The sequence below is a fragment of the Chryseobacterium artocarpi genome (genome assembly GCF_001684975.1).
Classification (GTDB): Bacteria; Bacteroidota; Bacteroidia; order Flavobacteriales; family Weeksellaceae; genus Chryseobacterium; species Chryseobacterium artocarpi.
This window is the reverse complement of the sequence record NZ_MAYH01000012.1, coordinates 519,219-546,111: the sequence shown is the minus strand read 5'-3', so window position 1 is coordinate 546,111 and position 26,893 is coordinate 519,219. Positions and strand designations below refer to the sequence as shown.

Here is a 26,893-nt window from a genome sequence, read left to right as displayed (position 1 = left end):
GTAAATTTGGCGGAAAGCACTTTCTTTATGAAAATAATCACCGCATTTTCTCTGATCATTTCCAGTCTGTTTTTTTCGCAGATCAAAGTGCCGGATGATTACAAAAAAATTCCGGATATTCTGGATACTACGGAATATCTGTATCCATTCGTTATTCCAGGTAAAGAATATGAATATTGGAGAGTACTCACGAATGATCCTGATCCCGACAAAGCAATTATCTACGAAAGTCAGGCTCCTCTGTTTATGACCATCAATGAGCCGTTTCCTGAAAAAGGGTTCTTTCAAAAATGCGTTGGTGACAGCTGTTTTTCTTATATTCTTGCTTGTAAAGGCGGAAGAAGCGTTTATTTTTCCAATGAGCAGCAACTGAGGAATTTTATCGGAACGGTTGATAACCTTCCTGAAGCTATTTTACTAGCTAAGACTTACGGATACTCCATAGATACTCAAAATCGTTTTACAGGTTCTTATAAAATTGAAGACCATTCTATTTCCATGTATGTTTTGCAATCTAAAGGTTGTCCTGTAACTAAGGAGTCTTTTTTAATTAAGATTAATAGAAAGACAGGAAAACTGGAAGCTAAGAGTAATGGTATTTATTCAAAAAGTGAGGATTGTACTACTTTATAATATTTGAAATATACACGACGATAAAATTTTATTAGAATATATATTATTTTTTGCCAGGAATGTACGAATAAAATAATATCATTCGTGCATTCGTGGCATTTAAAAGTGCTTTTTGTAGAAATCAGATATGTCTTGCATTCTACTTTCTACAGTCTCTCTATCAAATGTTAATTGCTCCTTGCCCTGACGCTATAAGATAGGCTTCTTTCAATGTTTCTGAATACGTTGGATGTGCATAAGAAATCCTAAACATATCTTCCGCAGTCACTTCATACTCCTGCGCAATTACTCCTTGTGCAATCAGATCAGCAGCCCTTGCTCCAATAATGTGTACACCAAGAACTTCTCCATATTTTGGATCAACCAAAACTTTTGCAAATCCGTCTGTATCCATAGAAGCTCTTGCCCTTGCACTGGCTGAAAAGGGGAATTTTCCAACATTATAAGCAATAGCATTCTTTTTAAGATATTCTTCAGTATACCCCACAGATGCTACTTCCGGCCAGGTGTATACAACAGACGGAATACGATCATAATGAATATGATGTTTCTGTCCATTGATAGTTTCAGCAACCAGCACACCTTCTTCTTCCGCCTTATGAGCAAGCATTGCCCCACCTATTACATCACCAATAGCATAAATAGTAGGAACTGCGGTCCGGTTACTTTCATCTACTTTAATAAACCCACGATTATCAAGTTGTACATCTGTATTTTCTAATCCCAGTCCTTTTATGTAGGGACTTCTTCCGACAGCTACCAAAATATAATCGGCTTCCAGTTCATTTTCTGCTCCGTTTTTATCTTTAAAAAATACTTTAGCTGCAGAATCTGAGCTTTCTGTTTTATAAACTGATTGTCCTAAACGGATATCAACTCCTTCTTTTTTAAGAATTTTCTGAAGATTCTTTCCTAACTCATGATCCATCGCTGCAATCAGATGATCTGCATATTCAAGAATGATAACCTGAGTTCCGATTCTATTAAAAATAGACGCCATTTCAACACCTATTACTCCGCCACCGATGATAATCATAGATTTCGGTTTTTCTTCCAGAGATAAAGCTTCTGTAGAAGTAATGATTCTTTTTTTATCAATTTCCACTCCAGGAATGGTAGATGGCTTTGAACCCGTTGCAATGATATAATTTTTAGCAGAAATTTCTTTGGATTCTATTTCATTAACTACTTTAATGGTTCTATTATTAATAAAACTTCCCGTACCTCTTAAACGGGTAATTTTATTTTTATTCATTAAAAAATCGAGACCACTGGTATTCTTAGCAACAACTTCAGATTTTCTTTTGTACATCTGAGAAAAATTGAGTTCAATCTTATCTATCTGTATTCCATGTTCATTAAATTTATGATGAGCTTCGGCATAATGATGTGTACTGTCCAGTAAAGCTTTTGTTGGGATACAACCCACGTTGGTACAAGTTCCTCCCAATGTTTCATATTTTTCAATGATTACTGTTTTGTAACCTAACTGTGCACTTCTTATAGCGGCAACATATCCTCCGGGTCCCGAGCCAATTACGGCAATGTCATAGTTTTCCATTTGATTTATTAATTATTTATGATTAAATTTACTTGCAAAACAAAAGCAAAATTAAAACAAACACTTTTATTTTGCAAGTAATATTTTTAAATTAAAACAATGAGTAAAAAAAGATCAGACTGTCCTATCAGCTGTTCACTGGAAATATGGGGTGATAAATGGTCGTTGCTTATCATCCGTGACCTAATGCTTAAAAAAGAATGCACCTATGGAGATTTTCTGAAAGGAGGAGAAAAAATAGCGACTAATATTCTTGCTACAAAGCTTCAGAATTTAATGGATAATGAAATCATCGGTAAGAAGGATCATCCGGATAATAAGTTGAAAATATTGTATTTCCTGACTCAGAAAGGTATTGATCTGATTCCTGTGATTGTTGAAATTAATCTATGGGGAGATAAATACCTTATGATTCCTGATGAAAGGAAAAAACTGCTGGAGGAAATTAAAAAGGATAAAGAAGATTTCATCAAAAGAGCTAAAGCTTATCTTGCTGAGAATATTTAGTCTAAAACCGAGATAACAAACTTGTGGAAGTTTAAAAGTTCTTTAATTTTTATGGTAACTATTACATGATAGCTTTCATTAAATTTAATAATAGTAATTTTAAAATTTCATTAACTCAATATTCCCTTTTCATTCCGTAAATTTGATTCAAATAAATTTAGAACAATGCTTAATTTCGAGTTTAAAAATCCAACTAAAATACTTTTTGGAAAAGGCGAAATCGCTAAAATCTCCAATGAAATTCCTAAGGATGCTAAAATATTAATGATCTATGGTGGTGGAAGTATCAAAAATAATGGTGTTTATGACCAGGTAAAAGAAGCTTTGAAAGATCATGAGCTGTATGAGTTTGGCGGTGTTCCAGCCAATCCTGAGTACGAGGTATTGATCAAAGCAGTGAGTTTTATCAAAGAAAACGGAATCACTTACCTTCTTGCTGTAGGTGGAGGTTCTGTAATTGACGGAACTAAATTCATCTCTGCTGCGGCAAATTATGATGGAGAACCTTGGGATATCTTAAGAAAACAGGTAAGAACTTTTGAAGGTGAAGGAATGCCTTTCGGAAGTATTTTAACGCTTCCTGCAACGGGTTCTGAAATGAATTCAGGATATGTAATTTCGAGAAGAGAAACCAATGAAAAACTATCTTCAGGAGGTCCCGGGCTTTTCCCACAATTTTCTGTATTAGACCCTGAAGTGATCAGATCTATTCCTAAAAACCAGATTGTGAACGGGCTTACCGATGCTTATACTCACGTTTTGGAACAATATATGACGGCTCCTTCTTCTGCTGATCTTCAGGAAAGAATTGCTGAAAGTATCTTAATCAGTCTTCAGGAAACGGCTCCAAAAGTATTGGCTGATGATTTCAACTATGATGCTGCCGGAAACTTTATGTGGTGCTGCACAATGGCATTAAATGGGCTGATCCAGAAAGGTGTAATTACTGACTGGGCTGTACATGCAATGGGTCATGAACTGACTGCTTATTTCGGTATTGATCATGCAAGAACATTAGCTATTATTGCTCCTTCTCACTATCGTTATAACTTTGAAGATAAAAAAGGAAAATTAGCTCAATACGCTGAAAGAGTTTGGGGAATCAAAGATGGTACTTTAGAAGAAAAAGCAGAACTTGGAATCAAAAAACTGGAAGAATTCTTCCATAGCCTTCACATCAAAACCAAACTTTCCGAATATACGGAAGACTATAAAGGAACTGCTGAAAGAGTAGAAAAAGCCTTTACTGACAGAAACTGGATGGGACTTGGTGAATACAGAAAACTGACTCCTCAGGATGCATCGAAGATTGTGGAGATGAGCTATTAAAATTCAATGCTTAAAGTTGAATGTCTATAAAAGCAACTACTTTAGGATTGAATTATTTTTATAAAAATATGTAAAGCGGGCTGAGGTCCGCTTTTTTTGATTATGAGTGGAAGTAAGAGTGTATATGGAATAACTCTGTCAAAATCATTTTCAACTCTAATCATTTCTCAATTCTTTACTATCAAATCATTTTATTCACAAACATTTGTTTAAAATTTCATGATTTCATTACATATATTTCAAATTTATTTATATTTTAGCATATTCTTAAAATTTGTGAAAATGAAAAAACAGCTACTTTTATTTGCCTTTTCTGCCCTGGCACTTACTTCTTGTAAAGATGATGACCTTCAAGCCTATGAAATGGATATGATGAAGGGAGATTGGAAGCTAGTAAAAAGGGAAGTAATCTCAGGAAAAGACAATAAAACAGTGCTTGATACTGAAATTATCACGGGATGTGAAGCCAAAAACACACTTTTCTTCAAAACAGACTTTACAATGAGCTATACAGCTTATATAGGAACCGGTATGGATTGCCAAGTTTCTCAAAAGACTACAGGATCATACACTTACGACCAGGAAACCAAAATCCTAGGATTTAAAGTTGCTGATGAAGATCCTCAAAACTACAGAATTGATATTTTAACAAGTAAAGACCTTAGAGTAGCTGAACTTTTTGGAAGCTATGATAAGGACGGAGATAAGATTCCGGATGTTACTTATGTTACTTATAAAAGATAAAATCTAAAACTCCCGCTGATCGGGAGTTTTTTATTACTTTTATCTCAAATTTAAATCTGAAAATAATGAAGAAGATTCTATCAGCATTTCTATTGCTGTGTTTTACCATTGCCTTTTCTCAGGAAAAAAAACCGATGTTCTGGCAGGACATTCAAAACTTCAAAAAGGAAGATCAACAAAACCCGCCGCCTAAAGATGCTATTCTGTTCTTAGGAAGTTCATCATTTACCAAATGGACGGATGTAGCAGACTATTTCCCAACTAAAACCATCATCAACAGAGGTTTTGGAGGATCAAGACTTACAGACCTTAACGATTTTGCGGATGATCTATTATTACCTTATCAGCCTAAACAAATCATTATTTATTGTGGGGAAAATGATTTTGCAGATAATCACAAACTGAAAGCAAAAGTAGTGGTTAACAGATTCAAAAGCTTTTATAAAAAGATCCGTGAAAGATTTCCAAATATAGAAGTAGATTATATTTCTATCAAATATTCTCCAAGCAGAGAGGTGATCTGGCCTCAAATGAAAGAAGCCAACAAAAAGATCGCTGCTTTCATGGAAAAAGAACCAAATGCTGAATTCATTGATGTTACGAAAGCAATGCAGGATGCTAACGGAAATGTAAGAAAGGATATTTTTGTGGAAGATATGCTTCACTTTAAACCGGAAGGTTACCAAATATGGACGAAGGTGATGACTCCTTATATGAAATAAGAAATATATTCATCAATTGATAAAGAAAAACGATTCCAGTATCTGGAATCGTTTTTTTATTATTTTTTTCTCTTCGATTTAGAGATTGCTTTTTGTTGTGCTCTGTTGGCTCCAAATTTCTTAGGTGCCTTTCTTTTCGATGGACCACCCCAGTTTTCTTTTGTATTTTTAGCCTTTTTCTCATGGAAAGCTCCTCCACCCTCATTCAGTTTTACCTGTGCCGGGTTTTTCATCACTACCTCATCTTTCTCGGAAGCAATTTTATTAGGGTTTATTTTTACTCCTTCAGGGAAATCAATAAACTTTAATTCTTTATCCATCAATAGCTCAATATCAAGAATTAAAGGTTCTTCTTTCTTGGTTACAAAAGTTATCGCCTTCCCTTCTTTATCTGCTCTACCGGTTCTACCGATTCTGTGGATATATTGTTCCGGAATATCTGGTGTTTCAAAGTTGATAACGTGAGTAATATTAGAAATATCCAGACCTCTTGCCATTACATCTGTTGTGATCAAACCTCTGATTTCTTCATTTTCAAAGCTTTTCATCGCTTTAAGCCTGTAGTTCTGAGACTTGTTTGAGTGAATCACATCAAATTGTTCTGGGAAAAGCTCATCAATTTTGGTAAATAAAAGATCTGCGTGTTTTTTATTATTATTAAAAATCAACACTTTAGACATATCTGTATCTTTCTTCAACAAGTCTTCAAGTAAATTGATCTTTGTATTGAAGTTTTCAACTTTATATGCAGTCTGTTCAATTTTCTCAAGTGGTGTTCCTGATTTTGCTAATGAAATTTCTACCGGGCTTGCAAAATACTCATCCAACATTCCGTCCACAGCTTCTGTCATTGTTGCAGAGAAAAGAATGTTTTGTCTCTTCTCTTTCATCATTTCAAAAATGTGAGTCAATTGTGGTCTGAAACCAAGGTTAAGCATTTCATCAAACTCATCAATGATCAGCTTTTGTACTTCCTTAAGGGAAATAGCATTATCTATGGAAAGGTCCATCACTCTACCTGGCGTCCCTACCAGAATATCACAACCATTGTTGAATAAAAGTTTCTGAGTATTGATGTTTTTTCCACCATATATTCCGATTACTCTTGCTGTAATGTTTTCTGTCAGTTTTTCAAGGATTTCCGTTACCTGTACTACTAATTCTCTTGTAGGAACAAGTACCAAAACAGTAGGATTTCCTGTTTTACTGTATTTCCATGTTTTCAGAACGGGTAAAAGATAAGCCAGCGTTTTTCCTGTTCCGGTCTGTGCAATTCCCATTACGTCTCTTCCGGAAAGAATAGGCTTTAAACTCTTCTCCTGAATAGGTGTAGGTTCAAATAATTCTAAATCCGCTAAAACATCAAGAATTTTAACCGGCAGGTCAAAATCTGCAAAAGTGAGTTTTTCCATTTTGCAAAGATAAGTATTAATATGTAGAAACTGAAATCAGGTTTTTACAATGGTAAAAAAGAGATATTCAGCAAGCAGAATAAAGATACGAAACCTTAGTAAAACAACTTAACCTGTAAATATTGAACCTTAAACAATTAATTAACTTTTACACTTTTACTCGTTACCCGAATGTCATCATCTTTCCATTCACTTGTTGTAATAATGACATTCCCTTTCTTTTTAGGATCTTTTTTGATCGGAAATTTATCTTCTTCCCATTGATTACAATGCGTTGAAATAGGATCAACCATAGGTTTCCACCCTGTTTTACTTAAAGTATAAACATAAAAAGGATGCCAGCAGCTCGTACACCAATTGGGATAAAAACCGACATCATCCTTACCATCATTATTAAGATCCCCAAGATTATACAAAGCACCTCCTTTAGCGGGTGAAATAACAAACGGCTTTATATTTTTATCACTGAAATAAATGGTAGTTTCACATGTTCCGTCACATTCATCTGTGCAATCGGCTACTTTAACGTAAATATATTCTTTAGTTCCGTTTCCATCAAAGTCTCCCTCAAGTTTTTCTTCGATTTTCTCCTGTGCCATACAAAAAGAGCAACAAAGAGTAACTATGGTTATTATTAGTTTTTTCATTGTTTAATTTTTTAAGGGTATGAGATGCGAGGTTCGGGATGCGTGATATTAGGTGTAAAAACAGGAATTTCACAACCGCAAATTTATTATTTTCTTGCCACTCTCAACAGAAGTATTATTATTAAAATTATTGAAAATACAAATCCCAAAACAGCTACCAGTGACAACTCTCCTATTCTCGGTCCTGATTCAGAAACAAAAACGATAGCAGTTGCAACAATATTAGCTCCCAGAATCATTGCCAAAATCAGATTGATAACACTGGATTTTATCAGCTGATTGGTCTTTTCTATATTTTTAATTTCACTGGAAACGGTGAACTTATTTTCATCAAGCTTTTGAAGAACAGATCGAAGTTCTTTAGGAATTTCATCTACATTATCTGTAAAATTCATCATACGATCCATTCCCGTTTTTAAAATATTTTTTGGGCTGATTTTTTTGGTGAAAATTTTCTTTGTGTAAGGATGGAGACTTTTTACAATATCAAGATCAGGATTAATGTTTCTTCCCACTCCTTCTATCAGACTGATCCCTTTGAATAAAAGATAAAAATAGTCTGGCATATAAAGTCTGTTATCCTTTAAAATATCTTTCATTTTATTGATAATAACCTGAACATTAATATCCTGTAATGAAGAACTATGTACAAAATTCAGAATATCTTCCACATCATTTTCAAATCTTCTCTCATCAGGAATCTCATAGCTTATTGCCATTTTTTTAAGATAGCGAACAATTTTATGTGGATTTTTTGCCACGAAGCTTACAATAAGATTTTCAAGAATCTCTTTATCATTCGGTTGAATTTTCCCTACAGCACCAAAATCAATGAAAACAATTCTCCCATCTTTTTTCACTAAAATATTTCCGGCATGCGGATCGGCATGGAAAAATCCATAATCTAAAATTTGGGATACAAAAAGTCTTAATCCAGCTTCAGAAACCTTTACGGGATCAATATCGTTTGCCAGAAGAACAGATTTATCGGTTACCTTGATCCCATCAATGAATTCCATACAAAGAATATTATTGTTGGAAAATTCTTCATATACTTTAGGAACATAGGTTTCTTTATTATTTTTAAAGTTTAAACGGAATTGTTGAATATTATTTCTTTCATTGGTAAGAGAAACTTCTTCCAGCAATGATCTTTCAAATGTAGAAATCGCCTGCTTCAGATTAAGTTTTTCTCCTATTTCTGAATAAGCTGATATTAATTTTTCAATGTCTTTTATTAGCAATAGATCATCTTCAATGACAGATTGAACATCAGGTTTTCTTAGCTTTAAAATAACCGGACTTCCATCCAGCAAAACCGCTCTGTACACCTGAGCAATAGAAGCGGTAGCTAAAGGTTCTTTTTGAATTTCAATAAAGTGATCTTTCACAGAAATATTGAATTCGCTTTCCAGTGCCTCATGTACATCCATGTCTACCGTTTCTACTTTATCCTGCAATTTTTGCAACTCCTGAATAAGTTCCGGTGGTAAAAGATCTTCCCTGTTACTGAATGTTTGTCCCAATTTCACAAAAGTAGGTCCAAGCTCTTCCAAAGCAAGCCTTATTCTTTCATAAACTGTTCCTTTTGAAATAATTTCATCCGAATTGACAGAGGTTTCTTCCTGCTTATTTCCTCCATTCATCCTTGCTAAAAGGTCTTTAAAGCCATATTTGCTTAATACGGAAATCAGTCTTGCGGATCTTTTCAGTTTTCTTTGTTGCTTATCAAACATAGTGTATCAATAGATAGATGCAATTTACTCCAAAAACTGTTCCTAATGCTATTTTCGTCTAAATTTGAAGTCAGAAATTTAGGGATACGGGGATAGAAGTCGGAAGCTAGAGATTGGAAGTTACTTTTAGACCTACTATCACTTTTTATCTCGCCATAGAATTTTCTAAAAAAGAAATAAAATACAGAATTATTTTTATAGTTTTTATTTATTTCACCTTTAAATCACTAACTATACATTTGTTTTTAGTGAAAAATTCCACCTTGAATTTAGCTTGTTTTATAAAAAATCAAACACAAAATCACCATACAGAGATTAAAAATATCACCACATAATCAATGTTTTAACCTATTATTTTCAAGCATAATGAAAAAACAATGTTACGTATAATAATATTTTCTATATTTACAAAGTACAAACATTAAAACAAACCAATAAAAGTATTACAACATGAAAAATTTACGTAACAGCAAACTTTCAAGAGAGCAATTAAAAAACGTTTCAGGAAGCGGAATTATCATCGGTGATGGTAAATGCTCACGTCAGTGCTGCCCTACTGACGGACTTCCAAAATGTCCGGGAATGATTTGTCCTGCGGTAGTTTGCCCACAGTATTTATAAGATACTCATTAGATTTTAGGTAAAATAAAAACAGAATGCTTTCGCATTCTGTTTTGTTATTTAAGATAGGTTTCATAAAGGTCTTTACGACGGTCTTTCATTACCTGAACGGAGCCGTTATGATGGAGATCTTTCAGCAAATTCAAGTCTACATCTACAATCAAAGTCATTTCCGTATTAGGAGTCGCTTCTCCTTTCACTGCATTGGATGGAAAAGCAAAATCTGAAGGGGTGAATACGGCAGCCTGCCCAAACTGAATATCCATATTATTTACCTTTGGAAGATTCCCCACACAGCCTGCAATTGCCACATAACATTCATTTTCTATGGCTCTTGCTGCGGCACAGTGGCGTACTCTCATATAAGCATTCTGAGTATCGGTAAGATAAGGAACAAACAGGATTTTCATGCCTTGGTCTGCCAAAATCCTTGGTAATTCCGGGAATTCAACGTCGTAGCATATAACGAGTCCGATTTTACCACAATCTGTATCGAAAACTTTTATTTCATTACCTCCTTTCATTCCGTAATAACGTTTTTCGTTTGGCGTAATATGGATTTTTCTGTATTCATCCATACGTCCGTCTCGGTGAAGAAGGTAGCTGACATTGTACAAATCATTCGTATCATGGTCAAAGACAGGCATACTTCCGGAAATGATGTTGACATTATAACTGATCGCAAGCTCAGAAATTTTCTTTTTAATATCTTCAGTAAGTTTAGCAAGCTCTATCATACTGTCTCTCTCTGAAAGGCTATTGAAGGGAGCCAGCAAAGGTGTGTTGAAAAGCTCAGGGAACAATACAAAATCTGACTTGTAATCTCCCATTACATTCACAAAAAATTCTACCTGCTCATAAAAGGCGTCTATATCTCTAAAATGCCTCATCTGCCACTGCACCAGTCCCAGACGGATAATACTATCCTGCATCGTATTAGGGCGTTTGCTATAATAGATGTTGTTCCATTGTAAAAGAACGGCATTTTCTCTGGATGCTTCGTCTTCGGGAAGATACTTTCTCAATACTCTGATTGGAAGAAAGTTATTGGAAAGCTGAAATGACAAAACAGGGTCATAAATTTCTTTATCTCTTACTTTTCTTATATATTCTCTGGGAGAAAACTCATGACTGTATTTGTGATAATTCGGGATTCTTCCTCCAAGGACAATAGACTTTAAGTTTAGCTGCTCACAAAGTTCTTTCCTTGCATCATAAAGTCTTCTTCCAAGGCGTAATTCACGAAATTCAGGGTCTACAAAGACTTCTATTCCGTATAAAACATTACCTGTAGATGAATGGGTATTGAAGGTATAATTTCCTGTAATATCACTGTAAGTATGATCATCTCCAAATTCTTCATAATTAACAATAATGGAAAGTGCTACCGCCGCTAATTTTCCGTCTACCGTAATGCAGATCTGTCCGTTAGGAAATATTCTTGTTAATTTTTCAATACTTTTTTTTGACCATATTGATTCTGACATTTGAGGATAAGCTCTCTTCATTGTTTGTGCCAACTCATCATAATCCTGAACAGTCAGTGGTCTTGTTTCTATTTGCATCTGATGTAATTTTACTTAAATTTAGTGAAAATTTTGTAACTAATAAATAACCATACTTAAAACAGAATATTAAATATGGAGAACTTAATTTATCAGAAAATTAAAGAGTACGATATTAAAATGAACAGTTTTACAATTTCGTTTACTGGTCGTCCATTGTTAATTGATGATTTAATTAGCCTGTATAGATTCCGAAATGCAATAGCTAAAAAGGAGGATATTAAAAAATTAACCCAACAAATTCACGATGATTTTTGTAAAATAAAAGAACAATCTCATGAAAATATTAAATTTGTCACTACAAGATACGACGGTATAAGCAGGATATTCTTTTTCAGTGAAGATTATTCTAAAATTTTCTCAGACTTTATATTTCCATAAAAAATCCCACCCAAAATGGGTAGGATTTATATTTAAAAATTCAAGTTGAAATTATTCCCACTCAATTGTTGCAGGTGGTTTGCTTGAAATATCGTAAGCTACTCTGTTGATTCCTCTTACTTCGTTGATGATTCTGCTTGAAACAGTATCAAGGAACTCGTAAGGAAGTCTGCTCCATGTTGCTGTCATGAAATCGATTGTATTAGCTGAACGAACTACTGCTGTGTATTCGTAAGTTCTTTCGTCTCCCATTACTCCTACAGATTTTACAGGAAGTAATACTACGAATGCCTGAGATACTTTTTCATAAAGATCATTTTTGTACAGTTCTTCGATGAAGATATCGTCAGCTTCCTGAAGGATTCTTACTTTTTCAGCATCTACAGCTCCCAATACTCTGATTCCTAATCCAGGTCCTGGGAAAGGGTGTCTGTATACCAAGTGGTGAGGAATTCCTAGTTCTTCTCCTACTCTTCTTACTTCGTCTTTGAAAAGCTCTCTTAATGGCTCTAATAATTCGAATTCCATATCTTCAGGAAGCCCTCCAACGTTGTGGTGAGACTTGATCACTGCAGATGGTCCGTTTACAGACTGGCTTTCGATAACATCTGGATAAATTGTACCCTGAGCTAAGAATTTAGCACCTTCAATTTTGTGAGACTCTTCATCAAATACGTGGATAAATTCGTTTCCAATAATTTTTCTTTTAGCTTCCGGATCGTCTACTCCAGCTAATTTTGAAAGGAATCTTTCTTTAGCATCTACCATTTTAATGTTCATATGGAAGTGCTCTCCATACTGATCCATTACTTTTTTCCCTTCATCCTTTCTCAATAATCCAGTATCTACGAAGATACAAGTTAACTGATCACCGATTGCTTTATGAATCAAAACAGCTGCTACAGATGAGTCAACACCTCCTGAAAGACCAAGGATTACTTTGTTGTCTCCTACTTTCTCACGAATTTCTTCAACTGTTTTTTCAATATAGTTTGTCAGCTTCCAGTTTTTCTCCGAGTTACAGATTCCGAATACGAAGTTTTCAAGCATTTTAGCTCCTTCTTCAGTATGAGAAACTTCCGGGTGAAACTGTACACAGAAGATTTTTTTGTCTTCATTTGAAATAGAAGCAATTACTCCTGATTTTGCATTTAATTCAAAACCTTCAGGCAGTTCTCCTACTTCGTCAAAGTGGCTCATCCAAACTACAGAGTTTTGAGTCACTCCTTTTAATAAAGAGCTTTCTTTAACGATCTCAAGATTAGCTTTTCCGTACTCTCCTTTTTCTCCTTTGTTTACTTTTCCTCCTAAAAGGTGAGCGGTCATCTGCATTCCATAGCAAATTCCCAACACAGGAACTCCCTGCTCATATAATTCTTTTTCAACGAGGTGAGCATTTTCTGCATTCACAGAGCTTGGTCCTCCTGAAAGAATGATTCCTTTTGGTTGTTTTGCTATAATATCTTGTAAAGGTGTATTGAAAGGTAAGATTTCAGAGTACACACCCATCTCACGGATTCTTCTTCCGATAAGCTGGTTGTACTGGGAGCCGAAATCTAAAATAATAATACCGTTGTTCATTTTTGATAATTGATTTGTTTGAAAGATGTCAGATTTCAGACATTAAATTTCAGATTTTGGGTCTGAAGTTTGGAATCTAGCATCTGAACTCTTATTTCTAATATTAACTGTTTTACAAAAAAAGACTTGGAATGGCTCCAAATCTTTTTTCGTGATTTATTAAAACTTTCCGATGTCTTCTCTAAAGAAGCCGTAATCGAAATGTACATGACTTGCGTCTTCGTAAACTTTCTTGCGAGCATCATCGAAAGTAGCTCCTGTAGCTACGATATTCAATACTCTACCACCATTGGAAACTACTTTGTCTCCTTTTCTGATAGCGCCTGCATATAACAGTTTACTGTGTTTTACTTTGTCTTCTCCTGTGATTTCGAAACCTGTTTCGATGTTTCTTGGATACCCTCCTGAACACATTACAAGACAAACTGCTTTTTCGTCTTTAAACTTAAGCTCAATATCTTTTCCTTCCATACAGTCCTGGATCACATCAAGAAGATTGTTTTCCATAAGAGCCATCAATACCTGAGTTTCAGGATCTCCGAATCTCATGTTGTACTCAAGAAGATAAGCTCCATTCTTAGTTACCATTAATCCGAAGAAAATGATTCCTTTGAAACTGAAACCTTCTGCTTTAAGACCTTTAATAGTAGGCTCTAAAATATTTTGTTCAAAATCAGCATAATGTTCCTGAGTGAATTCCGGGCTTGGTGCCACCGAACCCATACCTCCTGTATTTGGTCCTGAATCACCATTTCCAGCTTTCTTATAATCTTTTGCAGCGATACAAGGGAATAGTTTTTCACCGTTTGAAAAAGCGATGATAGATGCTTCAAATCCTTGTAAATATTCCTCGATTACTAAACGGATTCCTGCGTCTCCATAGATTCTTCTGATCATGAAGTCGTGGATTGTAGCTTCAGCTTCCTCAAGGTTGTCACAAATAACAACTCCTTTTCCACCTGCCAGACCACTTGCTTTGATAACAAGAGGATATTGCTGTGTCTGGATATATTCTTTAGCTTCGTTGTATGAATCAAACACTACAGCTTTAGCTGTTTTGATATCATAGGTCTGCATAAATTTCTTAGAAAAAGCTTTACTTCCTTCAAGACTCGCTACTTTCTGAGTAGGTCCGAAAACCTTCAGATCATGCTTCTTGAACTCATCTTTGATCCCAGCTACCAATGGAGCTTCAGGTCCAACGATTGTAAGATCAACCTTTTCTTTAATAGCGAAATCTCTAAGTTCTTTGATTTCGGATAAATGAACATTTTTCCCTATTACATCGGTAGTAGCATTCCCGTTAGCAAAAAACATTTTAGAAATTCTCGGGTCATTCTGAAGCTTTGCTGCTAGAGCAGATTCTCTACCGCCTTCACCTATGATTAATATTCTCATACTTTATTTATTATCTAGTCTTATTCTACAAATATATAATTTTGGATGCTAAAAATACAATCCTCAATTATTTTTTAATTCTATTTTAATTAGTGGAAAAAGTGTCTAACCCCAGTAAACATCATTGGGATTTTGTGCTCATTAGCAGCTTCAATGCTGTCCTGATCTTTTACACTTCCACCTGGCTGAATGATCGCTTTGATACCTTCCTGAGCGCAGTAATCTACCACATCACGGAAAGGAAAAAATGCATCCGATGCCAATACTAAATCTCCTGTGAATTTTTCTTTTGCTCTTTCAATCGCCTGTTGGGTAGCCCAGATTCTGTTTACCTGTCCGCCTCCGATTCCGAAAGCCTGGATTCCGTTGGAAACAACAATAGCGTTAGATTTCACATATTTTACGACTCTCTGAGAGAAAAGCAATGCTTTCTTCTGTTCTTCTGTAGGCTGAGTTTCAGTCACTACTTTGATGTCATCAGAGAAATGTAAGTCATTATCCTGAACCAGGATACCACCGTCTACTTTCACCCAAGTCTGCTTATCAGAAACAGGGTTTACGATTTTGATGATTCTAAGGTTTTTCTTTTTTCTTAAAACTTCAAGAGCTTCTTCGTCAAAATCAGGAGCCATTACAATTTCAAGGAATGTTTTGTTTAATTCCTCTGCTGTAGCGGCATCGATCTTATAGTTCATAGCAACAATTCCGCCAAAGATAGAAACCGGATCACATTCGAAAGTTTTCTGGTATGTTTCTAATCCTGATGTACCGATTGCAACTCCACAAGGTGTAGAGTGCTTTACTGCACAACAAGCCATTTCATCTTTGAATTCATTCACTACTTTCCAGCAAAGATCCATATCACGAAGATTGTTGAAAGAAAGTTCTTTACCTCCAAGCTGTTCGAAATCTTTCATTGCTCCGTTCTCGAAAGTAGAAACGTAGTAAGCTGCTGTCTGGTGAGGGTTTTCACCGTATCTCAGATCTGAAACTTTTTTGTAAGATGCATTTAAATAAGTAGGATATTCCTCATCTAAAAGCATTCTTGAAATAGCTGCATCATAAGCTGATGTAAGGTTGAATACTTTTCCTGCAAGCTTTTTACGGGTCTCAATATAAGTATCTCCGTTTTGTTCCATTTCCAGTTTTACTGTTGTATAATCTTCTACATCAGTGATTACGGTAACAGAATCGAAGTTTTTCGCTGCAGAACGAAGCATTGATGGTCCACCGATATCTATAAACTCTACTTTCTCATGTAAAGAAATGTCTTTGTTTACATTTTCAAAGAAAGGATAAAGGTTTACGATCACCATGTCAATCAGACCAATTCCGTGTTCCTGAACGGTTTTCATGTGCTCTTCGTTGTTACGAACCGCTAACAATCCACCGTGAACTTTCGGGTGTAATGTTTTCACTCTTCCGTCCAGCATTTCAGGGAAATTGGTTACCTCATCAATCTGAATAGGATTTAAACCAGCGTCTTTCAAATGTTTGAACGTTCCTCCTGTGGAGATTAACTCATAATTCTGAGCTTCCAAAAACTGTGCGAATTCAATTAATCCACTTTTGTCAGAAACACTGATTAAAACTCTCTTTTTACTCATTACTTTCAATTTTTACTTTTCACAGTTATTTCAAACTGTATCCGGTTCTTTCACCTCCGGATTACTTTTTATTTTACTTAGATTTTTTTATTTAATGTAACAATGAGATTCTTCGCTATGCTCAGAATGACAATTATCATTATTGATAAATTGGTACATTGTTATATTTATTAATTTCCCAGGACCTTATTAATGGCTAAAGGAAATATTTCATATTCAATCTGGTGAACTTTCTGGGCTAATGTTTCAGGAGTATCCTCTGCTGTTACTTCAAAAGATTTCTGAAGAATTGGTGCTCCTTCATCAATACCCGGTGTTACAAAATGTACCGTTGCTCCACTCTCTGTTTCTTTAGCTTCAATAACTGCGTTATGAACGTTCATTCCCCACATACCTTTTCCACCGAATTTTGGAAGCAATGCCGGATGAATATTGATTATTTTACCGTTCCAATTTTCACAGAATTCAGGTTTTAAAATGGATAGGAATCCTGCCAATACAATTAGGTCTGTATCTTGTGGAATTACTTTTGCCAATTCACTGCTGAAATTCTTTCCTCTTGGAATCAGTATGCTTTTTATGTTATGATTTGCTGCTCTTTCCAATCCGAAACATTCTCTGTCAGCAACCACTAAAGATACTTTTGCATTCTGGATTTCTCCAGCTTCAATGGTATCAATAATTCTCTGCAGATTGGTTCCTGAACCGGATACAAGCACTACAATGTTCTTCATATTTATTTGGTAACCTTGTCAAGGTTTTCAGTTTCCTGTTTGATTTATTTTATTATTACCCGATGTGTTCCATCCAATCTTTCTATCTCCTCTACATAAAACCTTGGAGTAAAATCGTCACATCCTGATTTTGAATTTATTTCCAAACGACCTTTCAACCTATAGGTCATATAGTACTGATCGCTACGGTTATCATAAAAATAATCTTTAAAATCAAAGGGATCAAGACTATTTTTTGTTTCAGGATTGATATCTTTTCCTAATAAAAGGTTATATCGTGGATCACTTACTTTTTTAACTTTTGCATCATCATTCTCATCTCCGCAGGCATATTGCATGAATGTAGCTTCTATGGTAATGAGGTCTCCTAAAGATGTTTTATGTTTCCAGCTATAAAATCCCCAATATCCAACTCCGAGAAGTACTATTGTAAAGATCAGGTAGCGGATGGATTTATTCATTTTTAATGTAACAATGTATCAGTCTAACAATGATTTTAATTGGTACACTGGTAAATTACTATGTTATTTATAGTGATAAATTGATTTTCTCTGCTCCTTCCGTGATCTCACCGATTTCGTAAGCATCATCTAAAAGGTGTAATACTTTTTCAGCATGTTCAGCATCTACAACGATTACCATTCCTACACCCATATTGAATGTTCCATGCATTTCTTCTCTTGCAACTCCACCTCTTTTCTCCAATTCAAGCATTATGCTTGGAATTCTGATTTTAGAACCGTCGATAGAAGCACAAAGTCCTTCAGGGATAATCCTTGGAACGTTTTCGTAAAGACCACCTCCTGTAATGTGAGCAATTCCTTCTACTTTTACTTCTTCTAATACTCTATGAATATCTTTATAGTATAATCTCGTAGGTACTAAAAGGGTTTCATATAATGGTTTTCCTTCAAACTCTTCTTCGAAGTTCGGGAATACTTTTCTTACTAAAGAGAATCCGTTTGAGTGGAATCCTGAGCTTGGTAAAGCAATAATTTTATTACCTGCTTTGATATTGGACCCGTCAATGATCTGATCTTTTTCTACGATTCCTACACAGAATCCAGCAACATCGTAATCTCCAGGCTTGTACATTCCCGGCATTTCAGCAGTTTCTCCACCGATTAATGCACAGTTGTTATCCTTACAAGCTTCTACCATTCCTAAAACGATCTCAGCTGCGATCTCAGAATCAAGCTTTCCACAAGCTAAATAATCAAGGAAAAATAAAGGTTTAGCACCATGACAAAGAATATCATTGGCACACATTGCAAAACAATCTACACCGATAGAGCCATATTTTTTGGTATCCAAAGCTACTTTTAACTTTGTTCCTACTCCATCTGTTCCCGAAACAAGAACCGGATTTTTGTATCCTCCGATCTCATAGAAAGCACCAAAACTCCCCAAATGGTTCAATACGTTTGAGTTGTGGGTTTCACCAACTGCTTTTTTGATCTTGTCAACCGTTTTGTATCCTTCTTCTTTGTCTACTCCTGCTGATTTGTAAGTGTTGCTCATGTCTGCTTAGATTTTTAGATATTAGATTTCAGATTTCAGATGGCTTACTGTCTTAGATCTTCTTATCTTTTAATATTTCAATTTACTTTTTATATTCGATTTAGAAAACAAAAAAGCCGACAATCTTTTCAGATTATCGGCCGTTATTTTATTTCAGAATTTCAGAGCCCACAATTTTCCCTTTATGAGAAAAATATTGTTTATAGGAGGTCTGAATTTTCATCTCTTTTCTTTTTGCAAAAATAGTAATTTTAAATGAATATTCAAATTCTATTTTTCAAGTATTGTTTCGAGAGCTGAAATCTTCTTAATTTTTTCCTTTAATTCACTGTCTTTCTCTTCGTTAGAAATTTTTTGAGCAGCTTTATCAAAGTTATCATTAAAGAAAGGAAGAGAGTAAGTCTCTACCACATTTCCACCGTGGAAAGGGAAGCGCTTGGAGGCAGCTTCTAAAACTCCTGCTCCACCTCTACCTCCTGGAGATGTAGACATCAATAGCATTGGTACTTCATTCCAAACAGTTCTGTCTTTAATCCTTGATACCCAGTCGAACACATTTTTGAATGCTGTAGAGTATGTTCCATTGTGCTCTCCTAAAGAAATCAATAATACATCTGCATCATCAATTTTTGCTGCAAAATCATATGCTTCCTTAGGAACTCCACCCGCCAATTCTCTTTCGTGCTTATAGATTGGCATTTCGAAAGGGTTCAAATCGATAACTTCTGCTTCTGCATTATCAAATAATGTTGATGCATAAGCAACCAACTGCTTGTTCATTGAAACTTCGGAATTACTTCCTGCTATTGCTAAAATTTTCATATGTTGTTTTTTTAGTTAGTAATCGTCATTAGCTTTGATGACGATATTTTTTATTTAAAAATTTTTAAGGCTACAAATTTAATTTTATTTAAGATAAGATGGTAATTCCATTGGTACTTCCATCAATAATATTTCTGCATCTTCCACAGCTTCGATATTAAAGCTTTGAGTATCCCAGATTCCCAATCCGTCTCTTTCGTTAAGGATCCGGTCTCCTACTTTTGCACTTCCTTTTAATACAAATGCGTAAACTCCATTTCCTTTTTTGTTCAACATGTAGTTTTTACCATTTCCTTTTTTAAAGTTGGCTAGATTAAACCATACATCCTGTTGAATCCAAACTCCGTCATCATTTTTATTAGGGGATAAAATCTGCTGAAATCCATTTATTTTTTTACCATCTTTGATATTTTTCTGATCGTATCTGGGTTCAAGATTCAATTCTCGAGGAAAAATCCATATCTGTAAGAACTTAGCTTCTTCATCTTTATTTTTATTGTATTCACTATGTATGATACCGGTTCCGGCACTCATCGCCTGAATTTCTCCTTTTCTGATCACAGCAGTAGTCCCCATTGAGTCCTTATGTTCCAAATCTCCTTCTAAAGGAATAGAAATAATTTCCATATCTCTGTGCGGATGGTTCCCGAATCCCATTCCCTGAGAAACGGTATCGTCGTTCAGAACTCTCAGTACTCCAAAATTCATCCTGTCTCTATTCTGATAATTTGCAAAACTGAACGTATGGTAAGAGTTTAACCAACCGTGATTGGCATGCCCTCTTGAATCTGCTTTATGATATACCGTTTTCATTTTTACAATTATTTACATTACAAATGTAAGCGATGTGAAACTGAAAAAAGATTGATGTAGGTTAAGAAAAAAAATAAAGATTGAGAAAACTATTATATATTCTAAGTTTCCAGCTTCATTTATTCTTCCTAAGCGGATGTATATTTGAAGCCACGAATGCGCGAATTTTTCCTTTATTATTCGTGGTGAGTAATAATATATATAAGTTTTTGATGAAGAAAAAAGTGAAAGCGGACTAAAGCCCGCTTCTATTGAATTTTTATACAGTATTTATACAGTATCTAATTAGAAATGTACCTGTTTGATTTCTTCTTCTATTTCCTTATGGGTTTCGTCTTCTGATTTAACAAAAATCATGGTTACCACAGCTCCAATAAGCATACAAACACCTCCTACAACGACATAGTCCATCGCTTGCTTTCCGAAGACTCCACTTACGATAGGACCTCCGAACAAACCATTAATGATCTGTGGAATTACAATAAAGAAATTGAATATTCCCATGTAAACGCCCATTTTCTTTTGAGGAATAACTTCAATCAACATTGCGTAAGGCATTGCCAGAATACTTGCCCAGGCAAATCCTAATCCTACCATTGAGATCCATAAATGATCAATACTCTTAATGAAATACATCGAAATTAATCCTAATCCTCCACATAACAATGCTAAAGCATGGGTTTGTTTTTTACCGATCCATTTTGCAATTGGTGTCAGTAGAAAAGCAAATGGAATAGCCCATAAGTTATACATTCCAAAGAGTTTACCGGTTAAATCTCCAGCGTCATTGAATGCCTTTGAATGAGTATCTTCCGGAGAAAGCCCCATATGATGCGTTGCCAAAGCACTGGTAGTGAAAACCCACATTGTAAATAATGCAAACCATGAAAAGAACTGCACAATTCCCAACTTTTTCATCTGAGCCGGAATGCTTGCAAAGTCCTTGAATATATCTGAAAATCTTGAAGGTTCTTCTGTTTCTTTATGATCTTCTTCAAATTCTGAAAACTCCTGTGGAGAATACTCTCTGGTTGTAATGATTGTATACAGAATGGATATAAGAAGTAAAATAGCTCCTATATAAAAAGAATAGATCACATTATCTGCAACAAAGCCTTTTGGAGCAACATTGGAAATTCCAAGCTGGGTAAGCCAATCGGGTAAGTATGATCCTAATACTGCCCCAATCCCGATCAGAATAGTTTGTACTGAGAAACCTATTGTTCCCTGATGTTTTGGCAGCATATCTCCTACCAAAGCTCTGAAAGGTTCCATTGCCACATTCACGGAAGCATCCATCATTGCCAGAAAAATGACAGCTAATAATAATGCTGATGCTGCGAACATATGAGTAACTGACGCTGCATTAGGAAGCAAAACTAATCCTATTGCACAGAGAATGGCACCAATTAAGAAATAAGGCTTTCTTCTCCCTAACGGACTCCATGTATTATCTCCCATATGCCCGATGATAGGCTGAACGATAAGTCCTGTTATAGGTGCCACCAGCCAGAACCATGAAAGTTCATGAACATCTGCTCCAAGGTTAGCGAGAATACGGCTTGCATTTCCGTTCTGCAATCCAAATGCCATCTGAATTCCTAAGAATCCCATACTCATATTGATAATCTGAGTAAGTGAAAGTTCCGGTTTTATTTTTTTAGCCATTGCTGTCTTTAGGATATTATTTTGTTTTAAACTGTTGGATCAAAACATCTTCCAGCGCTGTTTTTTCAGCGACTACTTTATCTACAACATCATTAGGAACAGTCATAGAAAGAACATATTGTTTTACTTTCCAGCTGCCATTAATTTTTTCTACAACACCTGAACCTCTGCATATTTTCATCTGAGTATCTAATAATTCATCAAACCACGCCAGCTTCCCGTCTTTACTGAAATGGATATTTCTTTTAAGAGCAGTAAAATTCCAGGTTTTCTTTTTGTCAAAGTGTGGTTTTGCCCAGATCATGAATTCTTTCTTATTCCAAATTTCAGTAGCATCTGTTCCGATGAAGGTAGATTCATCCGCAAAATAGTTGAAGTAAGTATTATAATCAGCTTTTGCAGCAGCTACATTGAAGCCGTCAAGCATAGTGCTGATTTCTGTTTTCTCTTTTTCAAATGTTTTGCTTGATTGTGCTGAAACTATTGAAAACCCTAATAGAAACAGGATGAATGTATAAACAGTTATTGTTTTTTTCATAGGTAATATTATTTTTCAAGTTCTATGATAAACGGAGTTTTTGCCGGAATTGTTATATTTTTCTGTAATGATAATTCTTTTCCTGAAATAACTTCCTTCCCTTTGGTAAATCCTTTCAGAGATTCTTCAAAATATTTTAAATCCAGTGTTTGATCTTTTATATTATTGTTGATGATCACCATTACACTTTCTTTGTCATTATATCTGAAATAGGTAAAAACATCGTCTTTAGGAACAAAGTTTTTCGTTTTTCCGGTATGAATTACGTCTTTTCCTTTTCTCCAGTTCAATAATTTCTGGGTAAATTGGAAAAATTCTTTTTGCTGCGGAGTTTGTTCGGATGGATTAAAAGCATTTTGTTTATCAGATTTCCAGCCTCCGGGAAAATCCCTGCGGATATCTGCATCACCTCCTTTTTGTTTATCTCCACGCATTCCTATTTCTGAACCGTAATAAATTTGAGGAATTCCCCGAACGGTTGAAATTAAAGTCAGCCCCATTTTATAAGCGTTGGGATCTGCATTGAAGATTTCATTCCATCTTTCGGTATCATGATTTTCAAAGAAAACCATCACGTTATTGATATCAGGATAAAGGAAATCACTGCTAAAAGAGTCGTAAAGCTTTATTATTCCTTTATTCCAATCCTGTTTTTCTTTAAAAGCATTAGGCATATCTCCAAAGAGCATGAAATCCATCACAGACGGCAGGTTTGAATTATATCCTGCTGCTTCTCCTGTTTTGGAATTTTTCTGCCAGGCAGAAATCTGTCCTGCGGTGTATAACCATGTTTCTCCTACGATATTAAATTTAGGATACTCATCGGTAATTGCCTTTGCCCATTTTGCCATTGCCTCTTTGTCGTTATAAGGGTACGTATCCACACGGAAGCCTCCCAATTCGGCATATTCGATCCACCAGATTGCATTTTGGGTTAGATATTTTAAAACCAATGGATTCTTCTGATTGATATCTGGCATTGTTTTATCAAACCATCCGTCAAGCGCTAATTTTTTATCAATATCTGAAGCATTGGGATCAAATTGCGTTGATGTTTTATAATTCGATCTTGTGAAGCCGTTTTCTCCTTCTTTGAACCAGTGGATCCAGTCTTTTGTAGGTAAATCTTTGATCATCCAGTGAGAAACACCCCAATGATTGGTAACATAGTCCATCACCAGTTTCATGTTTCTTTTATTTAATTGTTGAGAAAGGGTTTTGTAATCTTCGTTGGTGCCGTATCGGGAATCTATTTTATAGAGGTCTGTCTGAGCATAACCGTGGTAGGAATACACCTTTTCATTATCTTCATTTACAGGCGTTAACCATACAGAAGTTGCTCCAAGGTTTTGAATATAATCAAGGTTATTGATGATTCCTTTTAAATCTCCGCCATGTCTTCCATTGGGTAAATTACGATCTGCTTTTTCGGTAAGATCCGGTGTGGAATCATTCTTTTCATCACCATTAGCAAAACGATCCGGCATGATCAAATACATCACATCTTTTGAAGTGAATGACTCACGATCTGCTGAGCCGGAATTTCTTTGTTTCAGCTCATAAGTATAAGATCCAAGGGCTTTATTACCTTTTTTAATATTGATTTGAAATTTCGGAACGCTGATTTCGTTGGTATTGACCGTAATAAAAACATAGTTCGGATTTTCTACCTTTTGAATGTCTTTTATCTGTATACCGTCCGAAAGAGTAATTTCATTATTGGCAACTCCTTTTCCGTAAACAAGAATCTGAAGTTCAGGGTTTTTCATTCCTTTCCACCAGAAAGCGGGCTCCACTTTTTCTACTATTTTTGCTTGTGAAAAAGCTATCGAAGTAGCTGAAAGTGCAAAAATCATATATATTTTTCTCATAACTTAGTCTTGATCTTCAATTTAATAATAAGCCGCACATCATGAAATGTCATTAAGAACACTGCTCATTATTCTAAAAACCAGCAAGTTACATTAAAACACACAACAATTTAACTATGAACAACTTATCAGCAAATTACGAATTTTTTGTAGACTTATTATAAAATAATTATAGGAAATTTCTTTTATTAATCCATATTACAGGATTATTTAGAGTATATCGAAAACAAACTAAAAATCTGTTTATCAATGTTACTTTATATGAAATTTTCTGACCTGAGCTTAAATTTTTATTAATTTTTCATTAAATTAACTAATTGAAACAATTTTTAAACAAAAAAACTACCTTTTTAATTTATTAAATATTTAGTTTTACATAAAAAATGTTTGATTTTAGTAAAATCTTTGAAAGCGACGGACCGGACATTGTATATACCTGGACCATTCCTTTATTTGCAGCTATCATTTTCATCGAGATGGCTTACAGCCACTTCAATAAAGAAAAGCTGTATGAAACCAAAGATGTGGCAACCAATGTACTTTTCGCTCTTTTAAATTATAGCCTGGATATTATCATGAAGGGATTCTCTATGTTCGTCATGATGTTCTTTTATTATCATCGTATTTTTGACTGGGAAGTCGGAATATGGTATTGGATTGCGGTATTTCTTGCCCAGGACTTAGCCTATTATGTACATCACTATGTAGATCATCATTCCCGTGTTTTCTGGGCGGTACATATTACCCATCATAATTCTGACTATTTTAATATCAGTACCGGCTTCAGAAGTCCTGTTTTCCAGCCTTTATATCGATATCTGTTCTTTTCACCTCTTGCATTTATGGGGTTCCATCCGCTACATATCATGGTAGCCTATTCATCGATTCAGATTTATGGAACATTTGTTCATACCCAGTCCATTAAGAGTATGGGATTTCTGGAATACATTCTTGTTACCCCATCGCATCATCGGGTACATCACGCATGCAATATCAAATATCTGGATCGCAATATGGGAATGGGGCTGATTATCTGGGACAAAATTTTTGGAACTTTTGAAAAAGAAGACCCGGAAGTTCCTGTTAAGTACGGAATATACCCTAAAATGAAATCTAAAGATCCTGCAACAACTCTTTTTTATGAATGGAGAAGGATTGGAAAAGACCTCAGACAGCCAGGGCTTTCTTTAAAAGACCGATTAAAATACCTCTTCTATTCTCCCGGATGGAGACATGATGGTACCGGTAAAACGGTAAGGCAATTCCAAAAGGAGTACAATGAAAAATTAAAAAGCAAACCACGTCCTGAACAACCTAAACAAACAGAAGTTGCGGAACCGGAATACACTCCCAACTAAAGAATAAAAGTAACCCAAGCTATAGAAACAATGGCTTGGGTTATTTTTTATTTTGAGAATTTACGCTTCAATTTTTGGTGCTCTTTGTGCTATTTTACTTGCCAGCCAGCTTACATAAAACAATTGAAAACTATGATATACCATTACCGGAAGTAAGAATAAGACTTTCTGATCTTCAGGAATATTCAGCACCAGCAGAAAAAGACTTCCATGAACCAATGATTTTTTTGAACCACAAAAAGTCACTGTAATAGTATCCTGAGCACTGAATCCCATTTTGCCGGAAATCCGTTTAAGAATATTGTACACCACAAAAAACAGGAATACCACACTGAAAGCCAGAATTAAAAATATTGCCGGAGGTACCGAACTAAAAACATTTTCGATAAACGCTGTTGAAAAGCTCTCATAAACGATCAGCAAAATAATAAGGCGATCAAATTCCGCAATAATATTTGAATATTTTGTTACCCATTTTTTGAAAACCGGATTCAATATAATTCCTAAGATTATGGGTAATAGAACTTTCATTAAAAGCTGTTTTAATACTTCGCCATGATCTCCGGATCCTGATTCTGAGGTTAAAAAGAAGCTCATAAGAAGTGGTGTCATGACAATTCCTATCAGTCCCGAAATGGAAGCATTAAAAATAGCTGAAGTTACATTTCCTTTGGCAATAGATACCATCACTACAGATGATGAAACTGTAGAAGGCAAAGCAGCCAGAAAAAATATGGAGAGCCATATATCATAATATCCGGTTCCTTTCACCAAAGGATAAAAGATCATCACCAACAAAGGAAAAAGAATAAACGTTCCGGATTGAATCAGCACATGAAGTTTCCAGTTGGAAATATCTTTTATTACTTCTTTAAGGTTCAGCTTAAGCCCATACAATAAAAAAATGGCAGCAATTCCCCAATCTATAAAGGCTGAAAGATTAAAATAATGATTATAGGATTTTTCAAAAGGAATGAGTTTACCCATGAGCACCATTACAATCAGAAGAAGGAGAAAAACGTTTTGTTTATTAAAAATTTTAGCCATTAACACGAACAATAGTATATTGATAAATAAAAAAATCCTTAAAGGTTTTGCCTTTAAGGATTATAAATTTAAGAAAT

The 26,893-nt window shown here is 35.1% G+C and carries 25 protein-coding genes; 8 read left to right on the top strand and 17 right to left on the bottom strand.

Features of this window, described 5'->3' with window-relative positions; translation table 11 throughout:
- Positions 1-27 precede the first annotated feature (27 nt).
- Positions 28-633 carry a hypothetical protein gene (locus BBI01_RS06940; protein WP_065393942.1) on the top strand — a complete coding sequence of 202 codons (606 nt, stop codon included), beginning with the start codon at positions 28-30 and terminating at the stop codon, positions 631-633.
- Between the two features lie 160 nt (positions 634-793).
- On the opposite strand, the gene lpdA is transcribed toward BBI01_RS06940, so the two are convergent.
- Positions 794-2,194, bottom strand: a complete 1,401-nt coding sequence (lpdA, locus tag BBI01_RS06935) for a dihydrolipoyl dehydrogenase (RefSeq protein ID WP_065393941.1) — start codon at positions 2,192-2,194, stop codon at positions 794-796.
- Positions 2,195-2,293: 99 nt separating this feature from the next.
- On the opposite strand from lpdA, the gene BBI01_RS06930 reads away from it, so the two are divergent.
- The 4 genes from BBI01_RS06930 (at position 2,294) to BBI01_RS06915 (ending at position 5,496) form a co-directional block, all read left to right on the top strand.
- Entirely contained in the window at positions 2,294-2,701 is a 408-nt protein-coding gene (locus BBI01_RS06930) for a winged helix-turn-helix transcriptional regulator (RefSeq protein WP_065393940.1), read from the top strand.
- A gap of 165 nt (positions 2,702-2,866) precedes the next feature.
- Positions 2,867-4,030, top strand: a complete 1,164-nt coding sequence (locus BBI01_RS06925; RefSeq protein ID WP_065393939.1) for an iron-containing alcohol dehydrogenase — start codon at positions 2,867-2,869, stop codon at positions 4,028-4,030.
- A gap of 282 nt (positions 4,031-4,312) precedes the next feature.
- A complete protein-coding gene (locus tag BBI01_RS06920) occupies positions 4,313-4,774 on the top strand; it encodes a lipocalin-like domain-containing protein (protein WP_065393938.1) in 462 nt (153 codons plus the stop codon).
- Positions 4,775-4,839: 65 nt separating this feature from the next.
- Positions 4,840-5,496, top strand: a complete 657-nt coding sequence (locus BBI01_RS06915; protein ID WP_065393937.1) for a GDSL-type esterase/lipase family protein — start codon at positions 4,840-4,842, stop codon at positions 5,494-5,496.
- Between the two features lie 59 nt (positions 5,497-5,555).
- On the opposite strand, the gene BBI01_RS06910 is transcribed toward BBI01_RS06915, so the two are convergent.
- The 3 genes from BBI01_RS06910 to BBI01_RS06900 form a co-directional block, all read right to left on the bottom strand.
- Entirely contained in the window at positions 5,556-6,908 is a 1,353-nt protein-coding gene (locus BBI01_RS06910) for a DEAD/DEAH box helicase (RefSeq protein WP_065393936.1), read from the bottom strand.
- A 137-nt stretch (positions 6,909-7,045) separates the two neighbouring features.
- A complete protein-coding gene (locus BBI01_RS06905) occupies positions 7,046-7,555 on the bottom strand; it encodes a hypothetical protein (RefSeq protein WP_065393935.1) in 510 nt (169 codons plus the stop codon).
- Positions 7,556-7,641: 86 nt separating this feature from the next.
- Positions 7,642-9,291, bottom strand: coding sequence for an ABC1 kinase family protein (locus BBI01_RS06900; protein WP_065393934.1), 1,650 nt, complete (start codon positions 9,289-9,291; stop codon positions 7,642-7,644).
- 450 nt (positions 9,292-9,741) lie between these two features.
- On the opposite strand from BBI01_RS06900, the gene BBI01_RS22755 reads away from it, so the two are divergent.
- On the top strand, positions 9,742-9,912 hold the full coding sequence (locus BBI01_RS22755; RefSeq protein ID WP_165602228.1) for a hypothetical protein: 171 nt from the start codon (positions 9,742-9,744) through the stop codon (positions 9,910-9,912).
- A 56-nt stretch (positions 9,913-9,968) separates the two neighbouring features.
- Here the strand turns inward: BBI01_RS22755 and BBI01_RS06895 are convergent, their stop codons facing one another.
- Entirely contained in the window at positions 9,969-11,477 is a 1,509-nt protein-coding gene (locus BBI01_RS06895; RefSeq protein WP_065393933.1) for a bifunctional GNAT family N-acetyltransferase/carbon-nitrogen hydrolase family protein, read from the bottom strand.
- Between the two features lie 75 nt (positions 11,478-11,552).
- On the opposite strand from BBI01_RS06895, the gene BBI01_RS06890 reads away from it, so the two are divergent.
- Positions 11,553-11,858 (top strand): hypothetical protein, encoded by a 306-nt coding sequence (locus tag BBI01_RS06890; RefSeq protein ID WP_065393932.1) that lies wholly within the window; start codon positions 11,553-11,555, stop codon positions 11,856-11,858.
- 51 nt (positions 11,859-11,909) lie between these two features.
- On the opposite strand, the gene guaA is transcribed toward BBI01_RS06890, so the two are convergent.
- The 11 genes from guaA to BBI01_RS06835 form a co-directional block, all read right to left on the bottom strand.
- Entirely contained in the window at positions 11,910-13,439 is a 1,530-nt protein-coding gene (guaA, locus tag BBI01_RS06885) for a glutamine-hydrolyzing GMP synthase (protein WP_065393931.1), read from the bottom strand.
- A 159-nt stretch (positions 13,440-13,598) separates the two neighbouring features.
- Complete coding sequence (gene purD / locus BBI01_RS06880; RefSeq protein ID WP_065393930.1) at positions 13,599-14,837, bottom strand: phosphoribosylamine--glycine ligase; 1,239 nt, start codon at positions 14,835-14,837, stop codon at positions 13,599-13,601.
- An 89-nt stretch (positions 14,838-14,926) separates the two neighbouring features.
- Positions 14,927-16,444, bottom strand: coding sequence for a bifunctional phosphoribosylaminoimidazolecarboxamide formyltransferase/IMP cyclohydrolase (gene purH, locus BBI01_RS06875; RefSeq protein ID WP_065393929.1), 1,518 nt, complete (start codon positions 16,442-16,444; stop codon positions 14,927-14,929).
- Positions 16,445-16,614: 170 nt separating this feature from the next.
- Positions 16,615-17,178 (bottom strand): phosphoribosylglycinamide formyltransferase, encoded by a 564-nt coding sequence (gene purN, locus BBI01_RS06870; protein WP_065393928.1) that lies wholly within the window; start codon positions 17,176-17,178, stop codon positions 16,615-16,617.
- A gap of 44 nt (positions 17,179-17,222) precedes the next feature.
- Complete coding sequence (locus BBI01_RS06865; protein WP_065393927.1) at positions 17,223-17,639, bottom strand: hypothetical protein; 417 nt, start codon at positions 17,637-17,639, stop codon at positions 17,223-17,225.
- Positions 17,640-17,706: 67 nt separating this feature from the next.
- Positions 17,707-18,699, bottom strand: a complete 993-nt coding sequence (gene purM, locus BBI01_RS06860) for a phosphoribosylformylglycinamidine cyclo-ligase (protein WP_065393926.1) — start codon at positions 18,697-18,699, stop codon at positions 17,707-17,709.
- Positions 18,700-18,969: 270 nt separating this feature from the next.
- Positions 18,970-19,521, bottom strand: coding sequence for an NADPH-dependent FMN reductase (locus tag BBI01_RS06855; protein WP_065393925.1), 552 nt, complete (start codon positions 19,519-19,521; stop codon positions 18,970-18,972).
- A gap of 84 nt (positions 19,522-19,605) precedes the next feature.
- Positions 19,606-20,334, bottom strand: coding sequence for a pirin family protein (locus tag BBI01_RS06850; RefSeq protein ID WP_065393924.1), 729 nt, complete (start codon positions 20,332-20,334; stop codon positions 19,606-19,608).
- 285 nt (positions 20,335-20,619) lie between these two features.
- Positions 20,620-22,002 (bottom strand): MFS transporter, encoded by a 1,383-nt coding sequence (locus BBI01_RS06845; RefSeq protein WP_065393923.1) that lies wholly within the window; start codon positions 22,000-22,002, stop codon positions 20,620-20,622.
- A gap of 16 nt (positions 22,003-22,018) precedes the next feature.
- On the bottom strand, positions 22,019-22,540 hold the full coding sequence (locus BBI01_RS06840) for a nuclear transport factor 2 family protein (protein WP_065393922.1): 522 nt from the start codon (positions 22,538-22,540) through the stop codon (positions 22,019-22,021).
- Positions 22,541-22,548: 8 nt separating this feature from the next.
- Positions 22,549-24,411, bottom strand: coding sequence for a glycoside hydrolase family 13 protein (locus BBI01_RS06835; RefSeq protein WP_065393921.1), 1,863 nt, complete (start codon positions 24,409-24,411; stop codon positions 22,549-22,551).
- A gap of 383 nt (positions 24,412-24,794) precedes the next feature.
- Between BBI01_RS06835 and BBI01_RS06830 the strand changes: the two genes are divergently transcribed.
- Positions 24,795-25,769, top strand: a complete 975-nt coding sequence (locus tag BBI01_RS06830) for a sterol desaturase family protein (protein WP_065393920.1) — start codon at positions 24,795-24,797, stop codon at positions 25,767-25,769.
- 60 nt (positions 25,770-25,829) lie between these two features.
- Here the strand turns inward: BBI01_RS06830 and BBI01_RS06825 are convergent, their stop codons facing one another.
- Positions 25,830-26,816 (bottom strand): bile acid:sodium symporter family protein, encoded by a 987-nt coding sequence (locus BBI01_RS06825; RefSeq protein ID WP_065393919.1) that lies wholly within the window; start codon positions 26,814-26,816, stop codon positions 25,830-25,832.
- Positions 26,817-26,893: the final 77 nt, after the last annotated feature.